We start from the raw sequence: 15842 nt of genomic DNA, 5'->3' as shown, positions 1-15842 counted from the left end.
AACCCAAGGAGACACGCATGGCAAACATCAAGATCACGACGGAAGCGCTCGAGGCGGGTGCCGTGTCGTTCGACAACGCGGCCAACAAGATGGAGACCGCCATCGCCAAGGCCAAGAACGCCGTGGCCAGCCTCGACGGTGGATGGGACGGAACGGCATCCGAGGCGTTCAAGTCCCGCTTCCACACTCACCTGCGCGAGGCGCGGGAGGCCAAGGAGTTCTTCGAGCGGCTCGCCCTGGACCTCCGGAGCGCCCGCAACGAGTACGACCAGGCCGAGGACGAGGTCCGCGGGACCGTCGCCACCTGACCTCCTCCCGGTGCGGGGCCCGGCCGTCCCCCCGGTCGGGCCCCGCACCGGCAGGCCTCTGCACGCGCCATGACCCTGCAGGACACCCTTCCCGAGATCGACGGCTACGTCGTCGAGCGCGTCGTCTCGCGCGGCGCCGGCTCGACCGTCCTGCGGGCGCGTCACACCGCGCTCGGCCGCCGGGTCACGATCCGGCTCCACCTCCTCGCCGAAGGCGCGCAGGACGACGACCTGCTCCGGGTCGTCCGCGGGATCGCCGGGATCGAGCACCCGGGGCTCACGCCGGTGCTCGACGCCGGCTACCTGCCCGGGGGCCGGTTCTACGTGGTCACCGCAGCCGTCGACGCCGTGCCGCTCGCCGACAGCGCGGGCACGCTGACGGTCGGCGGTCTCGGACGGGTCCTGCTCGACGTCGCCCGGGGACTCGAGGCCGCACACGCCGTCGGCATCGTGCACGGCGAGGTCCGCCCGGCGAGCATCCTCGTCCACCGGCGCGGAGACGGCCTCCTCGCCGACCTCGGCGACTCGCGCCTCAGCGGCGCCACCCGGGTCGCGGACGACACCCTGCTCGAGCGCATGCGCCATCTCGCACCCGAGGCGATCGCCGGGCGCGCCGAGCCGCGCAGCGACGTCTTCGGCCTCGGCGGTCTCGCCCTTCTGGCCCTCGCCGACCAGGCGCCGTACGAGGGCGCCGACCACGGCGCCGTCGTGGTCCGTCGGTCGGCCCCCGTCGTCATCCCCGAGCTCGACGCCCCCTGGTGGCCCGGCGCCGAACGCGTCCTGGCCCGCGCGCTCGCCCTCGACCCTCAGGAGCGCTGGCCCAGCCCGACCGCGTTCGTCGAGGCGTTCCTCGCCGCGACCACCGACGGCAGCAGCACGCGCGTGCCGCTCGGCCGGACCGTGGCGCACCTGCCCGAGATCGGCAGCGTCACGCGAATCGACCGGGTCCTCGTCGCCTCGCCGGAAGCCCAGGACGCCACCCCGACGACCACGTGGCGCCGCATCGCACGAGCCGGACTCATCACCGCCTGCGGGACGGCGGTCGTCGCGATCGGGCTCGCCGGCGGACGGCTGCTCGCCCCCGAGCCGCGCCCCGTCGCCGAGATCGACGGCATCGCGGTGCCCGCGCTGCTCGACGCGGCACCCGCGACCTTCGCCGGGGCACGGGCAGCGATCACCGGGCGGCCCGAGGGCGCGGTGCCCGGGACGTCGACCGGTCTCGCCGTCTTCCCGTCCGGTCCGCCGCCCGACCCGCTGAACCGCGAGACCCTCGAGGGTCTCGGCATCGACCCGACCGACACCGCCACCGTGGTCGCCGCGGGCGGCACCGAGATCCTCCGATACACGGCGGCCGACGGCGTCGTCCTTGCGCGACCCGCGCGCGCCCGGACCCTCGTCGCGCGGTGCGCCTCGGCCAGCCAGGCGATCTGCGCCCGCACGATCACGACCGCCGCGCTCGACGGCGCCGTGCCACCACGGCTGCCGACCGCGCTGGTGCGCGGGATCCAGACGGTGTTCGAGGATCTCGGCGAGCAGCGCTCGGAGCCCGTCGGCGGCCTCCAGGCGCGGCGGCTCGAGGAGCGCATCCAGGGCGGCCGCGACCTGGCGGAGACCTACCGCGCCGCCCGCAACGCGCTGGCGGAGCTCGGCCCGATCGCCGCGGTGGCCACCGACGGGGTACAGCGACGGCTGAGCAGCGCCGCGACCCGCTGGGACCGGTACTCGGTCGCCCTGCGGCAGCGAGCGCCGACGCGTCGCCTCCGTCGCGAGGCGCTCCGGGCCGACGCCGATCTGCGAGAGAGCGTCCGCCGCCTGCGGCGCCTCGGGTTCCGGGTGGGTCGATGAGGCGTCCCTCCCTGCGACTGCCCGTCTCCAAGCATCGCCGCATCGCGACGATCGCCGCGATCGTCCTCGGGTTGCTGCTGCTCGGCGGCACCGTCGGCATCCTCACCGCGCCCGGGGACCCGGAGATCCCGGCGGCCGGCGTGGTGCGCGCGGTCCCCCCCACCGAGCGTCGATCCCTACATCGAGCTTCCCGCGATCCGCGGGGTGCGCCGCTAGGCGCGCACGTCCGTCAGACCACCACCAGAACCACACAGGAGCACGCACATGGCACACATCAAGGTGACCCCCGAGATCCTCGGGAACGGCTCGACCTTCTTCCGCAACGCCGCCCAGTTCGTCGACGAGGCCAAGCAGGACGCCGTGCGGGCCGTCGGCAACCTCGACGGCATGTGGGACGGCACCGCCTCGGACGGGTTCAAGAGCCGCTTCAACCAGCACGTCAAGGAGGTCGAGGAGGCACGGCAGTTCTTCGAGCAGATCTCCGTCGACCTGAAGCAGGCCCAGCAGCGCTACGCCTCGGCCGAGAGCACGGTCCGCTCGATCGTCTCCTCGTAGAGCCGTGGCGTGCGGCGCCCGCCGTGCGCCACCCCACCGTCACGGCCAGCCGGTCGCCGGCGCGCAGGACGGTCTGCGGGAGCAGCTGCGACGTGGCGCGCGCAGCCCTGCGGACGGTGACGCCCGACCGGCCGCGTGCCGGCAGCCGCGCCCCGGCTGACCGCGGTCAGATGCCGCCCGCGAGGGCGGCGCGCACCGTGTCCAGCGCGGCCGGGGGATCGTCGGTCCGCCACGCGAGGTCGATGCGCATCGGCGGCGGCTCCGGGTCCAGTGGCCGGGTCGCGATCGACGCGGGCAGGCTCGCCGCCTGGCTCGCCGCGATCACCCCGATCCCCGGTCCCTGCGCGATCCGCGCCCACACCGCGCTGCCCGCCGCCGAGGTGTCCAGCCGCGGCTCGACGCCCGCCGCGGCGAACGCGGCGCGGACCGCGTCGTGGTACCCGGGTGCGGTCTCGCGCGGCCACACGTGCACCGGTCGCGGCGCGAGCGCCGTCACCGCCACGCGCCCGTGCTCGGCCAGCGGGTCGTCCGCCGCGACGGCGACGCACAGCGCCACCGCGGCGACCGGCGTGCCGGTGAGCTCCGGTCCCAGCTCCTGGTGGGGGAGCAGCGCGAGGTCGACCTCGCCGCGCAGCAGCGCGCCCGGCAGGTCCCGCGCGAGCAGCTCGAGCGCCAGCAGGCGCGTGCCCGGGGCGACGGTGGCGAGGTGCGCGGTGATCGCGGGCACGAGGTCCGCCGCGGTCGTCAGCGTGTGCCCGAGCCGCAGCACCGCGCCCTCGCCGGCGGCGGCCTGCACCGTGCGCTCCACCGCGCGCTCGGCCGCCACGAGGACCCGGCGCGCCTCGACGAGCAGCGTGCGCCCGGCTGCGGTCGGCACCGCGCCGCGGTTGCTGCGCTCAAGCAGTGCGACCCCGAGCAGGTCCTCGAGCTGGCGCAGCTGCTGGCTGAGCGCCTGCTGGCTGATGTGCTGCTCGGCGGCGGCCCGGGACATGCTCCCGGCGGTCGCCACGGCGACGAAGGAGCGCAGCAGGCGCAGCTCGGGAACCGGGGTCACGGCGCAAGCCTGCCACAACCGGGCCTTGTGGCCGGGCAAGCGATCGGTGTTTCCGGATCGCGCACCGCGCGCCTACCGTCGAACGCGTCCACCAGCCACCACCCGGGAGCCTCCGTGTCCGCCTCCATCGACGTCCTGAACCCCGACCGTCCCAAGCGCGTCCTGCTCGTCGCCTCCAACCCCGCCGTGTCCCCGGTCACCGGGTGGCCCGTCGGCTTCTGGTGGGCGGAGCTCGTCCACCCCTGGTGGGCGTTCACCGAGCGCGGCTACGAGGTCACGATCGCCTCGCCCGACGGCGGCGCGCTGACCGCCGACAGCTGGAGCGACCCGCGCGACGAGTCCGGCTACTCCGCCCACGACCTCCTGTCGCTCGGGTTCATCAGCAGCCCCGAGCACGCCGCGCTCGTGCAGGACACGCCCGCGCTCGCGGACGTCGACCTCGACGCCCACGACGCGATCATGCTCGTGGGCGGCCAGGCGCCGATGGTCACGTTCGTCGACGACGAGCGTGTCCACACGGCGCTCTCCGCGTTCCACGACAGCGGCCGGGCCGCCGCCGCGATCTGCCACGCCACCTGCGTGCTGCTGAAGGCCCGTTCGGCCACCGGGGAGCTGCTCGTCGCCGGTCGTACCTGGACCGGCTTCGCCAACAGCGAGGAGGACTTCGCCGACGAGTACGTCGGGCAGCGGATCCAGCCGTTCCGCATCGAGGACGAGGGCCGCGCGCTGCCCGGCACGAACATGATCGTCGCCTCGCGCTTCAAGAGCCACGCGATCCGTGACGGCAACCTCATCACCGGCCAGCAGCAGTACTCGGGTGCGGCCGCCGCCCAGCTCGTGATCGAGGCGCTCGGTGTCTGAGGCGACGCTGCGGATCGACGTCCTCGGGCGCGGCACGGTCGGCGCCGGGCTCGCCGCGCGCTGGGAGGCCGCCGGGCACGACGTGCGCCTCCTGGGCCGCGCCGACGCGGTCCGCGGGGACGCCGACGCGGTCCTCGTCGCGGTGCCCGCCGCGGCGGCGGTCGCCGCGGTCGCCGACCGCGCGGCGCAGCTCGCCGGCCGGACGGTGGTCGACGCGACCAACGACGTGTCGGGCGCGATCCCCGACCTGGCCGGCGCGATCGCCGCCGCCGCACCCCACGCGTACGTCACGAAGGCGTTCAACACCGTCTTCGCCCGGCTCTACGACGAGATCGCCGCGCACCCCAGTCGGGCCGACATGGCCTGGTGCGGGGACGACCCGCAGGCCCGCGCGACCACCGAGCGGCTCGTGCGCGACGCGGGCTTCCGGCCCGTCGACTGCGGCCCGCTCGCCGCCGCCCCCGACCTCGAGGGGTTCGCGCGGCTCGTCATCCGCACCGCCTACGCGGTCGGGCGGGGCCCGTTCGCGTACCGCTTCGACGCCCCGGCGGTCCTGCCGGAGCCGGGGTCGGCGTGAGCGGCACCGGCACGCTCCTGGACGGCCGCGTCGACGGTCACCGGCCCGCGACGGCGCTCGAGCTGTTCTTCGACCTGTGCTTCGTCGTCGCGGTCGCGCAGGTCGCCGCCGTGCTGCACGGCGACCCGACCGTCGAGGGAGCCGCGACCGCGGCCGGGCTGTTCGTCGGCATCTGGTGGGCGTGGATGGCGGTCACGTGGCACGCCGCGGCGGGGGACCGCGACGACGCCGCCTACCGCGTCGGGATCCTCACGGCGATGCTCGCCGTGCTCGCCGTCGCGGTCGGCGTGCCCGACGCGGCGGCGGGGGACGCGACGCTCTACGCGCTCGCGGCCGGCGCCCTGCGCGTGCCGCTCGTGGCGCTGTGGCTGGCCCTGCGCCGCCGCGCGACGTCCCCCGGGCTGCGCGCCTTCACCGGGCGCTACGCGGCGGGCAGCGCCTGGGGCGCCGTCCTCTGGGCGGGCTCGGCGCTCGCGGACGGCACGCTCCAGCACCTGCTCTGGGCGCTGGCGCTCGCGGGGGAGATCGCGGCCCCGTACCTCGCGGCCGCCGTCGCCGACCGGGCCTTCTACCACCCGGGGCACATCGTCGAGCGCTACGGCCTCTTCACGATCATCGTGCTCGGCGAGTCGATCCTCGCGGTCGTCGTCGGCCTCGACGCGGTCGACCTCGGGGTCGAGGCGGCCGCGGCCGCCGTGCTCGGCTTCGCCGGGGCCGCCGCGCTGTGGTGGCTGTACTTCGACCACGCCGGGGCCGGGGGCCTGGGACGCAGCCGGCAGGCCGGCTTCCTCTGGGGCTACGGGCACCTGGCGATCTGGTCGGGCGTCGCGGCGTTCGGGGTCGGCGTGCACCTGGCGATCGAGCAGGCCGGGGCGACCGGCGCGCTCGTCGCCGCCGCCGTACCCGGACCGGCCGGCCCCGGGGCGGGGGAGCTGCCGCTGGAGCCGCTGTTCCTCGGCCCGGCCCTGGCCCTCGCGGCGCTGGCGGCGATCGCCGCCTCCTCCCGGATCGCGGGCGCGGAGCGGTCGGTGCGCGTCCGGGCGGCCGGCGCGGTCGTGCTCGGCGCCGGCGGCCTCGCCGCGTCCGCGTTCGCGCCGGTGGTCGCGACCGCCGGGGTGGTCGCGGTGCTCGCCGCGGTCGTCGTCACGGAGCGGCTCGCCCGGCCGGCGGGTGCCGGCGGCTGACTGGCGCCGCCGGCGCCCGGGCGGATACGGTCGCACCATGGCCGTCGATCCCACCGGAGCCCAGATCTCCGCCCTCGCGAAGTCCACGCACGCCGGACCCGTGCAGATGATCAACCTGCTGCAGTTCGCGCCCGACGGCGGGCGCGCCGGGTACGGGCGCTACGCCGAGGCGGTGCAGCCCCACCTGGAGCGGGTCGGCGCGCGCGTCGTCGCGATGAGCGAGGTCGAGCTGCTGGTCATCGGCGACGACGAGCGGCCGTGGTGGGACGCGATCCTCACGGTCGAGTACCCGTCGATCGCCGCCTTCCTGCAGATGGTCGGGGACCCCGGGTACCAGGCGATCACGCACCTGCGCACGACCGCGCTGACGCGCGCGGAGCTCGTCGCGACCGCGCCGTCGGCCCTGGGCTGACGCCGCGGGGACCTGCCGCCTACGGGCGCTGCCCGCGTCGCTCGCGGACTGCCGCCGGCACGAGCCACAGCGCCACCGGCAGGCCCACCGCCGCGCCCACGAGCGTCCCCGCCAGCGGCTCCGCGACGAACGCGCCGACGCCGAGCCCGGTGACGACGCAGTAGAGGTACGCGCCGACCGACGCGCGACCCGCGTCGCCCGGGTCGCCGGTCCGGCGTTCGGTGTCGGATCGCTCGCCCACCCTCCGGGACGCTAGCCGTCCCCGCGCCCGCGCGCGAGCCTCGGCGGTCCGGCCACGTGAGACCGGGGTGAGACGGACCGGCCCCGGTCCCGCGCGAAGATCCGCGGCGATGCCCCGTCACCGCCCCGCCCTGCTCCTGGCCGCGCTCGCCGCCGCCCTCCTGGTCGTCCCCGCGACCACCGGCACCGCCGCCACGAGGACCCCGACCGCCCCGAAGATCAAGACCCGCAACGCGAAGGTCCAGATCGACGTCCGCGGCTACCTCGAGATCCGCCGCCTGCACGACACCACCAGCGACTGCTTCCCCGGCGAGTCCTGGACGCAGGTCAACCGCTACGACTACGCCACCGGCGGCTTCCGCAACATCAACCTCAAGCGCGTCACCGGCGAGGGCTTCGACCCGGTCGTCACCTCCACGCCGTCCGCCCCCGCCGGCACCGCGAAGGTCGAGGGGAAGATCCTCGGCTACCGCACCACGAACTACTGCACCGGCACGAAGGCCGAGGTCAAGCCCGAGCCGACCTGCGCCCCGGTCCGCCGCGGCAGGACGCGGATCTCGCTGCTGGAGACGACCCCGTCGTCCTCCACGGACGACGACGAGCTCACGCCGCTCAGCTCGGGCAACCGCCTGCAGGTCGCGGTCTTCATGACCGGCAGCGGCCTCGACGACCCTGACTGCGTCGGCGGCGGCCCCGAGAGCCTCACCGGCGACGCGCTCCCCACGAGCATCGCGACCACGGCGATCGCCCCCGGCAACACGACCGCGCTCCCCGCCGGCATCACGACGCTGAAGCTCTTCGGCATCCGCCGCGGCCAGACGATCCGGCGCACCGCGATCGTCACGGGGCCGTGCACGCGCGCCGAGGTCGACGTCGTCACCGGCGCGGGCGGCTCGCCGTCGCCCGCGCGGCTCAACGCCGACGGGGACTGCCAGGTCGCCGGCAAGCTCTCGTACACGATCCGGCCGCGCCCGGTGAAGAAGTAGGCCGGGGCCCGGGCGGCCCGGCTAGGCTCGCCCGATGCACCGGTTCCCGTGGGTCCGCGCCGTCCGGTGGCGCGGGGCCCTCCCCGTCCTGATCGCGGCCTGCGCGCTGCCCGCCACGACCGCGACGGCGGCGCCCACCGCGCCGCCCTGCGGCACGCCCGTAGCGGCGCACGAGCCACCGTGCAACCCGCACCTGGCCGACTCGGGCTGGGGCGCGTCGCACCGCGGCTCCTACGCCTCCGGCGCCTCGCCGTACCCCGGCCCGCGGCCCGCCGACCAGGTCCGCTGGCAGCACGTCCAGCTGCCCCGGTCGATCACCCAGGTGCCGGTCGTCATCGACTTCTCCTCCGCCTACCCGGACGGCGGCCGGGTCGCCTGGATGTCCACCGTCTCCACGCCCGATCTCTCGGCGGTGCACAAGGTCGACGTCGCCACCGGCCGGGTGATCGACTCCGCCACCAAGCCCGCGGCCGGGACCGGCGCGTCGATCTCCGGGGCGTACAACCTGCTGGACCGCGACGACCACCTCTTCGTCGGTCGCGCCCGCTCGCTGGAGGTCTACGGGGACGCGCGGCCCGGCGAGCGGGGGTCCCCGATCGCGCAGCTCGCGTCGTTCGCGGTCCCGCAGAGCGCGCTGTGCGGCGCGGACGACCAGCTCGTCGGCATCACCATGACCTACGACGGGCACATCGCGTTCGCGACCGAGCGCGGCGCGGTCGGCGTCGTGCCCCGCACGCTGCCCGAGCTCACCGCGGAGAACGTCCGCAGCGTCCAGCTCAACGGGGAGCGGTGCACCGACGGCGCCCCGGCGGCGGACCTCGAGATCGTGTCGAACTCGATCAGCGCCGATGAGGACGGCGGCATCTACGTCGTCACCTCCAAGGCGATGCACCGCATCCAGTGGGACGGCCGGCGGCTGCGCAGCGGCTGGCGCGCCCGCTACGAGACCGGCACCAACGCGGGCGGCGTGCGCCTGGGCGAGGGCTCCGGCTCGACGCCCGACGTCGTCGGGACCGGCCGCGACCGCGACCGCTTCGTCGTCATCACCGACGGTCAGCCGCTGATGCACCTCGTGCTCCTGTGGCGCGACGAGATCCCCGCCGGCTGGCAGCCGATCGCCCCGGGCAAGGACCCGCGGATCGCCTGCGAGATCCCCGTGCGCTTCGGTGACCCGACCCGCACGACGTCGAGCTCCGAGCAGTCCGTGCTCACCAGCGGCTACTCGAGCTTCGTCGTGAACAACACGCTCGCCAACGAGGCGCTGTTCGCCGCGCTCCCGCCCGCGCAGCGCCGCGTCGCGGCCGCGCTGGCCGGGCAGGACCCGCTGAACGCCCCGTACGGCATGGAGCGCATCGACTGGGACCCGGCGACCCGGACGTGCCGGTCGGTGTGGGCGAACCCCGACGTGTCGATCCCCAACGGGATCCCGACGCTCAGCACCGCCTCGGGGCTCGTCTACGGCCAGGGCCAGCGGCTCGGGACCTGGGGCCTCGAGGGCCTGGACATCGAGACCGGCCGCCAGGTCCTGCGCGTGCCCGCCTCGCCCGGGCCGGACTCCAACTCGCTCTACGCGGCGACCGCCGTCGGACCGGACGGCGCGGTCTGGCAGGGCGTCGCCGGCGGCATCGACATCTACCGCGGCCCGGTCCGCCCGGCGCCCGCGACGCGCTGCTTCGACCTCGACCGGCCCCGGCTCGCGGTCCTGTCCGTCCGCGGCCGGCGGCTCTCCGGCCGCGCGACCGACCGGGCCTGCGGGGCCGCGACGCGACCGCTCGTGCGGGTCGTGGTGCGGCGCGGTGGGCGGGTCGTCGCGCGGCCGCGCACCCGGGCCGACGCGCAGGGACGCTTCGCCCTGACGCTCCCGCCCCGCGGGCGCGAGGCGCTGCGGATCGAGGCCGTCGCGACCGACCCGGCGGGGCTGCGCTCCGTCGTGCGCCGTCGCGTGCTGCGATGAGGGCGGCCGCGCGGTCCGGCGCGCTGCTGCTGGTGCTCGCCGGGCTCGCCTGCTTCGCGCTGCTGGTCGAGCCCGGACCGCGCGAGGTGGCCGACTGGCTCGGGCGGGCCTGCACGAACGACCGCGGGCGCACCGACGTGGAGTGCGACGCGCTGGACGCCACCGACCTGCTGGTGACCTTCGGGGGCGTGCTCGTCGTCCTGGGAGGCGCCCTGCGGCTGATCCTGCGGCCGGCGGACCGCGGGCCGCGGACGCTCGACCTGTCGCGCTTGCGGCGCGGCCGCTGAGCGCCCTACGCTTGCCTCATGCCCCTGCGCACCACGTTCCTGACCGCGGCCGTCACGGCGACCGTCGCGCTCGTGCCCGCCGTCGCGACCGCCCCGCTCGCCGGGGCCGCGACGAAGAAGAAGACCGGCTGCGCCGCGCTCAAGACGAAGAAGCAGCAGACCGCGTGCAAGAAGGGCCGCAAGACCACGAAGCTGCGCCGCGGCCAGGTCTGCTCGCTCGGCAAGGCCAAGGGCGCCGAGTACAAGCGGCTCGGCTACTTCTGCCTCGACATCTCCGCCGGTCAGGACGGCTCGCTGACGTACCTGGAGGAGCTCGGCCGCTGAACCACCTCCGGGGTCGCGGCGACCGGCTGCGGGCGACCGCCCGTGCGCTGCGCGCCCGCCCCGGCGAGGACGACCAGCAGGACGCCCAGGAGCGCGATCGGCGCGGGCGCCTGCCCGAGCGCGACGAGGCCGATGAGCACGGCGAGCGCCGGCTCGAGGCTCATCAGCGTGCCGAACGCCGTCGCGGTCAGGTGCCGCAGCGCGAGCATCTCGAGCGCGAACGGCACGACCGGCAGCAGCACCGCGAGCCCCAGGCCGAGCGCGAGCAGCCCGGGGTCGAGCTCGGCGGCGACGCGCGGGCCTGCGACCGCGAGCGACACGAGCGCCGCGACCGGCATCGAGATCGCGAGACCGGTGATGCCCGGCAGGCGGTCCCCGACCTGCTGGGTGAGGAGGATGTAGGCGGCCCAGCACGCCCCGGCGGCGAGCGCCCACGCCACGCCGAGCGGGTCGGCGCCCCCGTGCCACGGCTCGGTCAGCAGCAGCACGCCGACGCCCGCCAGCAGCGGCCACGCGCGGGCCCCGCGCGCGCCCTGCCAGGCCGCGACGCCGAGCGGGCCGAGGAACTCGATCGCGACCGCGGTCCCCAGCGGCAGGCGCCCGAGGGCGAGCATGAAGCTGATCGTCACCCCGGCGGTCACGACGCCCAGCAGGACGGCCCCGCGCACGGCGTCGCCCGGCAGGGTCCGCAGCCGCGGCCGGACGATCGCCAGCAGCAGCAGGCCGCCCCAGGTCAGGCGCAGGCAGGCGGCGCCCGCGGGCCCGACGCGGTCGAACAGGCCGACCGACGCGGCGAGGCCGAGCTGCACGAACAGCATCGAGCCGAGCGTCATCGTGGTGCCGATCCGGGCGGAGGAGCGCTGCATCGCCTCCACTGAAGCGGCTCGGATCGTTCGTGTCCACGTCGAATCGGTGAACACACCGTTCGCGAATCGTGGACAATGCCCGGCGTGGATCCCCGGCGTCTGCGGTTCCTCCTCGAGCTGTCCCGCCAGGGATCGATGCGCGCGGTCGCCGAGGAGCTCGGGCACACGACCTCGACCGTCTCCCAGCAGCTGGCCCAGCTGACCCGGGAGGCGGGCACGGCCCTGTACGAGCCGGACGGGCGCCGCGTGCGCCTGACCCCGGCGGGACGGCGGCTCGCCGAGCACGCCGTCACGGTGCTCGCCGCCCTGGACGCTGCGCGCGCCGACCTCGACCCGCACGCCGAGCCCGCCGGCACGGTCCGCGTCGGCGGCTTCGCGACGGCGATCCGCCGCTCGCTCGTCCCGACGCTCGCCCGCCTCGCGCGCGAGCACCCCGCCGTGCGCCTGCGCGTCCTCGAGCACGAGCCGCCCGAGGCGCTCGCCGCGCTCGCCGCCGACGCCGTCGACCTGGCGCTCGTCTACGACTACGACCTCGCGCCCGCGGCGCTCGACCCGACCGTCGACCGCGTGCCCCTCTGGCAGGCTCCGTGGGGCCTCGGCGTCCCGGCGCGCGCCGCCCGCGGCGTGCGCGGCGCGACCGCCCCCGAGCTGCTGCGCCGGTTCGCCGACCACGAGTGGATCGTCAACTCGCGGCACGTCGCCGACGAGGACGTCGTCCGCACGATCGCCGCCGTCGCCGGGGTCGAGCCCGTCGTCGGCCACCGCGCCGACAGCCTCGAGCTCGTCCAGGACCTCGTCGTCGCCGGGCTCGGCGTCGGGCTGCTGCCGCTGGACCAGCCGCCGCGACCCGGGGTCGCGGTCCTCGCGCTGCGCCGTCCCGGGGTGCTGCTGCGCGCACACGCGGTCACCCGCCGCGGCCGCGACTCGTGGGCGCCGCTGCGGCTCGTCCGCGCGCTGCTCGCCGACGACGGCGCCGGCTGAAGACCGGCCGGGGTCCTGCCGATGACGGGAGGGTGCGCCCGCCGTCCCCCGCCGCCCTGCTCACGCTGCTCGCCGTCGGCGCGGGCCTGACGCTGCCCGTCGCTGCGGACGGCCGCCGGCTCACCGGCAGCGACGGGGCGGACGTCCTGCGCGGCGGTCACGGACCCGACGTCCTGCGCGGCGGCCGCGGGCACGACCGCCTCGTCGGGGGCGCCGGACGCGACCGGCTCAGCGGCGGCCCGGCCGAGGACCGCCTGTTCGGCGGCCTCGGCGCCGACCTGCTCACCGGCCAGTCCGCCAACGACCGGCTCGACGGCGGCGCCGGGGCGGACCGGCTGCTCGGCGGCAATGGCAACGACTGGCTGCTCGGCCGCGCCGGGGACGACGACCTCGACGGCGGTGCGGGCAACGACCGGCTGCGCGGCGGGCCCGGCGACGACGTCCTGCGCCTCGGTTTCGGTCACGACCGCGGCCGTGGCGGATCCGGGAACGACCGCATCACCGGCGGCGAGGCGGCCGACCGCATCCGCGGCGACGACGGCGACGACGACATCCGCGCCGGGAGCGGCTCCGACGTCGTGCGCGGTGGGGCCGGGAACGACCGGCTGGTCGGCTCCAGCGGCAGCGACTCGCTGCGTGGCGACACCGGCGATGACGTCCTCTACGGCGGCCGTGGCGAGGACGCCCTGCGCGGCGGCGCCGGCCGCGACCACCTGCAGGGCGGCGGCGGGGTCGACGAGCTGCGCGGCGGCAGCGGCGACGACGAGCTCGACAGCGCCGACGGGGAGACCGAGCCCGCCGACCGCGTGATCGACTGCGGCCCCGGGGACGCGGACGTCGCCCACGTCGACGCCGCCGACCGGCGCGACGCGCGCATCGTCGGGTGCGAGCAGGTGCTCGTCACCACCACCCGGCGCGCCGACCCGGGATTCGACGGGATGGCGCTCCTCACCGGCACGAAGCTCCCCAACACGCTCGTCGGCAGCGACCGGCGCGAGAAGCTCATGGGCCTCGCCGGTCACGACTGGATCTACGGCCGCGGCGGCGACGACAAGGTCCTCGGCGGCAACGGCAACGACCGGCTCTTCGGCGAGGCGGGCGACGACGTCCTCGAGGGACAGCCCGGCAACGACCGGCTCAGCGGCGGCCCCGGCCGCGACCGGCTCGCCGGCCGGATGGGGAACGACGTGCTGCGCGGCGGCTCCGGCGGCGACCGCCTGACCGGCGACCGCGGGGACGACGTGCTGCGCGGCGGCCCGGGCAACGACCAGATCTGGGGCGGCTTCGGCCACGACAGCGTCGTCGGCGGTCCCGGCAACGACCGCATCAACGTCCTCGACACCGCCCGCGACCGCGTGCGCTGCGGCAGCGGCACCGACATCGTGTTCGCCGACCCCGTCGACGAGGTCCGGGGCGACTGCGAGCGCGTCGTGCGCTGAGCCGCCCCGGACCGCGTCGCGGCTCAGCCGCGACGCAGGGTCACGGTCGTGCGCGCGGCGCCGGCCCGCAGGGTCACGGTCGCGCTCGCGCGGCGACCGAGCGTCCGGCGGGCGGCGGCGGTGAACCGCACCAGCACGGTGGCGCGACCGCTCGCGCCGACGGTGGCCCGCCCGCGGCCGATCGTGCGCCCGCCGGCGGTGGCGCGCACGGTCGCCGGGCCGGCCGCCATGCCGGTCAGCCGCACGCGGAGCCCGGCGCGCAGCGCCGTCGCCAGCGGGGTCCGCGGGACCGACAGCGCCGTGCGCGCGCCGACCGGCGCCGACGGGGTCGGGGCGACCGCTCCGCCCGTGCCGCCCTGGCCCGCTCCCGGACCGGGCGCCGGCGCGGGAGCCGGCGTCGGCGGTGCGGGCACCGGGCCCGGCGCGGGGCCGGGGACGGGCGTTCCGCCGCCACCGGGCGGCGGGGTCTGCCGCGGGGCGGGGACGTCGGCGGGCCCCCAGGCGGGCGCCGTGGCGCCGGGCACGAGCACCCCGCCGCCGTCGGTGAGCGTCCCGCAGCTGTCGGTCGTGAACGTCGGCAGCGTCGCGGCGCTGATGCCCTTCGGGGTCGCCCAGAAGACGCGCGAGCCGGTGGCGTTGAACGTCGGGCTGGAGATCCGCGCGGCCTCGCCCTCGTCCTCGACGGAGGCTTCGAAGCACCGCACGGGGTACTGCGGGTGGAACAGCCCGACCGCGCGCGAGATGCTCATCCGCCGGCCGCCCTTCGTCACGGTCGCCAGCGCGGAGCGGTCACGGCTCATGGCCGAGTCGGTCACGTCGCCGTAGTAGGCGTGGTCGACGAACCAGCGCTTCAGGCTGTCGGGATCTTCCGGGGACCACAGCACCACGTCCTCGTTGGGGAGGATGTAGGGGTCGGACAGCAGGACCTGGTGGTCGTCCAGCCAGTGCGCGTCCTTCCAACCCGACCGGCGCAGGAACCCCGGCTCGTCCCACGCGGTCACGCGGTCCGTCGCGGTGAATCCGGTGCCGTGGTACAGCCGCTTGACGGTGCAGTTCGTCGACGGGTTGCAGTACGGGTCGTAGCCCGTGTACTGCCAGTAGTACGAGTAGGCGACCTTGCGGCCGTCCGGCGAGACCACCGGGTCGAACGGGCCGCGGAAGGCCATGCTCGGGTCGGCGGTCGTCGAGACGGGCGTGACGATCTCCGAGAGCACCGTGCCCTGGCGATCGAGCTGGCGGATCCGGTCGCCGCGCAGCGCGACGATGCGCCCGTCGTCCGCCTGCGACACCGACGAGTAGCCACCGCCCGAGGTCACCTGGTATTGCCGTGACCCGTCGGTGGTGGAGAGGTGGATGTCGCCGTCCTTGAGGTAGGCGATCGAGTCGGCCTGCGCCGGGGCGGCGGCCGTGGCGAGCAGCCCGGCGGCGATCGCGGCGGCCGCGATCCGGCGGCGCAGCGGGGAGGGGGAGGGGGTCGTGACGATCATGGGCAGCACTCTCGGCGGGCCGCCGTCCGGGCACATCGGGGGATCCCCCTGGTGCCGAACGGGGGGCTCGACAGGGGCATCTCCCCGATGCCGCGGCGCGCCCGGACGGGCACGCTGGGCGATCATGCGGACCGGGGAGCAGCTCGTGGACGGCCGGACCGGCGTGCAGGTCGTCGTGCTCGCCGACGCGCACGACACCGGCGGCGCCTACGGGCTGCTCGAGGTGGCGCTCCCCGGCGGAACGTGCCGCTCGGTGGGCGGGAGGCCGGCGCCGCTGCGTCTCGAGCTCGAGATCCTGCACGGGCACCTGCTCGTCGACGGCGACCCGCTGCGGGCGGGCGACCAGGTCGCCCTCGCCGGTGACGCGCTCGCGCGCTGGACGGTGGAGGCCGGGCGCGGGGTGCTGCTGCTCGTCGAGATCCGCCCCGGCGGTCATCTGCGTGCCGCGGTGCAGATGCTCCTCGACGGCGACTAGACTGCGC

At 76.4% G+C, this 15842-nt stretch carries 18 protein-coding genes; 14 read left to right on the top strand and 4 right to left on the bottom strand.

The window, feature by feature from the left end; genetic code table 11:
• Positions 1-17: 17 nt before the first annotated feature.
• The 3 genes from GKE82_RS11140 to GKE82_RS11130 all read left to right on the top strand — a co-directional run bounded on the left by GKE82_RS11140 (position 18) and on the right by GKE82_RS11130 (position 2708).
• Positions 18-308: a WXG100 family type VII secretion target gene (locus GKE82_RS11140; RefSeq protein ID WP_107567010.1), complete on the top strand. Its 291-nt coding sequence runs from the start codon at positions 18-20 to the stop codon at positions 306-308.
• Between the two features lie 69 nt (positions 309-377).
• Positions 378-2153: a protein kinase gene (locus tag GKE82_RS11135; protein ID WP_154733320.1), complete on the top strand. Its 1776-nt coding sequence runs from the start codon at positions 378-380 to the stop codon at positions 2151-2153.
• A 264-nt stretch (positions 2154-2417) separates the two neighbouring features.
• Positions 2418-2708, top strand: a complete 291-nt coding sequence (locus tag GKE82_RS11130; protein ID WP_107567007.1) for a WXG100 family type VII secretion target — start codon at positions 2418-2420, stop codon at positions 2706-2708.
• Between the two features lie 166 nt (positions 2709-2874).
• Here GKE82_RS11130 and GKE82_RS11125 read toward each other — a convergent pair whose 3' ends face one another.
• Positions 2875-3762, bottom strand: a complete 888-nt coding sequence (locus GKE82_RS11125; RefSeq protein WP_154733319.1) for a LysR family transcriptional regulator — start codon at positions 3760-3762, stop codon at positions 2875-2877.
• A 114-nt stretch (positions 3763-3876) separates the two neighbouring features.
• On the opposite strand from GKE82_RS11125, the gene GKE82_RS11120 reads away from it, so the two are divergent.
• The 4 genes from GKE82_RS11120 to GKE82_RS11110 are packed head-to-tail and all read left to right on the top strand — an operon-like array spanning position 3877 to position 6796.
• Positions 3877-4623, top strand: coding sequence for a type 1 glutamine amidotransferase domain-containing protein (locus GKE82_RS11120; protein WP_309233548.1), 747 nt, complete (start codon positions 3877-3879; stop codon positions 4621-4623).
• On the top strand, positions 4616-5200 hold the full coding sequence (locus GKE82_RS27020) for a dinucleotide-binding protein (RefSeq protein WP_196189166.1): 585 nt from the start codon (positions 4616-4618) through the stop codon (positions 5198-5200). Before GKE82_RS11120 ends, GKE82_RS27020 begins: the two co-directional genes overlap by 8 nt.
• The gene (locus GKE82_RS11115) at positions 5197-6384 is read left to right on the top strand and encodes a low temperature requirement protein A (RefSeq protein WP_196189165.1); all 1188 of its coding nucleotides are present in this window, start codon (positions 5197-5199) and stop codon (positions 6382-6384) included. The genes GKE82_RS27020 and GKE82_RS11115 overlap by 4 nt, the downstream gene beginning before the upstream one ends.
• Positions 6385-6421: 37 nt before the next feature.
• Positions 6422-6796, top strand: coding sequence for a DUF1330 domain-containing protein (locus tag GKE82_RS11110; RefSeq protein WP_107567001.1), 375 nt, complete (start codon positions 6422-6424; stop codon positions 6794-6796).
• Positions 6797-6815: 19 nt separating this feature from the next.
• On the opposite strand, the gene GKE82_RS11105 is transcribed toward GKE82_RS11110, so the two are convergent.
• Positions 6816-7037 (bottom strand): hypothetical protein, encoded by a 222-nt coding sequence (locus GKE82_RS11105; protein ID WP_107567000.1) that lies wholly within the window; start codon positions 7035-7037, stop codon positions 6816-6818.
• Between the two features lie 109 nt (positions 7038-7146).
• Between GKE82_RS11105 and GKE82_RS11100 the strand changes: the two genes are divergently transcribed.
• From GKE82_RS11100 to GKE82_RS11085, 4 genes are read left to right on the top strand one after another with little or no spacing between them, the layout of a single operon-like run.
• The gene (locus GKE82_RS11100) at positions 7147-8022 is read left to right on the top strand and encodes a hypothetical protein (RefSeq protein ID WP_107566999.1); all 876 of its coding nucleotides are present in this window, start codon (positions 7147-7149) and stop codon (positions 8020-8022) included.
• Between the two features lie 34 nt (positions 8023-8056).
• Positions 8057-9976, top strand: coding sequence for a hypothetical protein (locus tag GKE82_RS11095; protein WP_154733317.1), 1920 nt, complete (start codon positions 8057-8059; stop codon positions 9974-9976).
• Positions 9973-10263: a hypothetical protein gene (locus GKE82_RS11090; RefSeq protein ID WP_154733316.1), complete on the top strand. Its 291-nt coding sequence runs from the start codon at positions 9973-9975 to the stop codon at positions 10261-10263. The genes GKE82_RS11095 and GKE82_RS11090 overlap by 4 nt, the downstream gene beginning before the upstream one ends.
• An 18-nt stretch (positions 10264-10281) precedes the next feature.
• Positions 10282-10587: a hypothetical protein gene (locus GKE82_RS11085; RefSeq protein ID WP_107566996.1), complete on the top strand. Its 306-nt coding sequence runs from the start codon at positions 10282-10284 to the stop codon at positions 10585-10587.
• On the opposite strand, the gene GKE82_RS11080 is transcribed toward GKE82_RS11085, so the two are convergent.
• Positions 10545-11453 carry a DMT family transporter gene (locus GKE82_RS11080; RefSeq protein ID WP_154733315.1) on the bottom strand — a complete coding sequence of 303 codons (909 nt, stop codon included), beginning with the start codon at positions 11451-11453 and terminating at the stop codon, positions 10545-10547. The two genes, GKE82_RS11085 and GKE82_RS11080, sit on opposite strands and share 43 nt — an antisense overlap.
• An 84-nt stretch (positions 11454-11537) precedes the next feature.
• Here GKE82_RS11080 and GKE82_RS11075 point away from each other — a divergent pair, with 84 nt between their 5' ends.
• Both GKE82_RS11075 and GKE82_RS27015 read left to right on the top strand, forming a co-directional pair.
• Positions 11538-12434, top strand: coding sequence for a LysR family transcriptional regulator (locus GKE82_RS11075; protein ID WP_309233547.1), 897 nt, complete (start codon positions 11538-11540; stop codon positions 12432-12434).
• Positions 12435-12466: 32 nt separating this feature from the next.
• Complete coding sequence (locus GKE82_RS27015) at positions 12467-13873, top strand: calcium-binding protein (RefSeq protein ID WP_196189164.1); 1407 nt, start codon at positions 12467-12469, stop codon at positions 13871-13873.
• A 23-nt stretch (positions 13874-13896) separates the two neighbouring features.
• Here the strand turns inward: GKE82_RS27015 and GKE82_RS11055 are convergent, their stop codons facing one another.
• Complete coding sequence (locus GKE82_RS11055; RefSeq protein ID WP_154733313.1) at positions 13897-15360, bottom strand: hypothetical protein; 1464 nt, start codon at positions 15358-15360, stop codon at positions 13897-13899.
• Between the two features lie 124 nt (positions 15361-15484).
• Here GKE82_RS11055 and GKE82_RS11050 point away from each other — a divergent pair, with 124 nt between their 5' ends.
• Complete coding sequence (locus GKE82_RS11050; protein ID WP_107566991.1) at positions 15485-15835, top strand: hypothetical protein; 351 nt, start codon at positions 15485-15487, stop codon at positions 15833-15835.
• Positions 15836-15842 lie beyond the last annotated feature (7 nt).

This window comes from Conexibacter sp. W3-3-2, assembly GCF_009707605.1.
Classification (GTDB): Bacteria; Actinomycetota; Thermoleophilia; order Solirubrobacterales; family Solirubrobacteraceae; genus Paraconexibacter; species Paraconexibacter algicola.
Note: the sequence above shows the minus strand (reverse complement) of the source record. Positions and strands in the feature narration are given on the sequence as shown.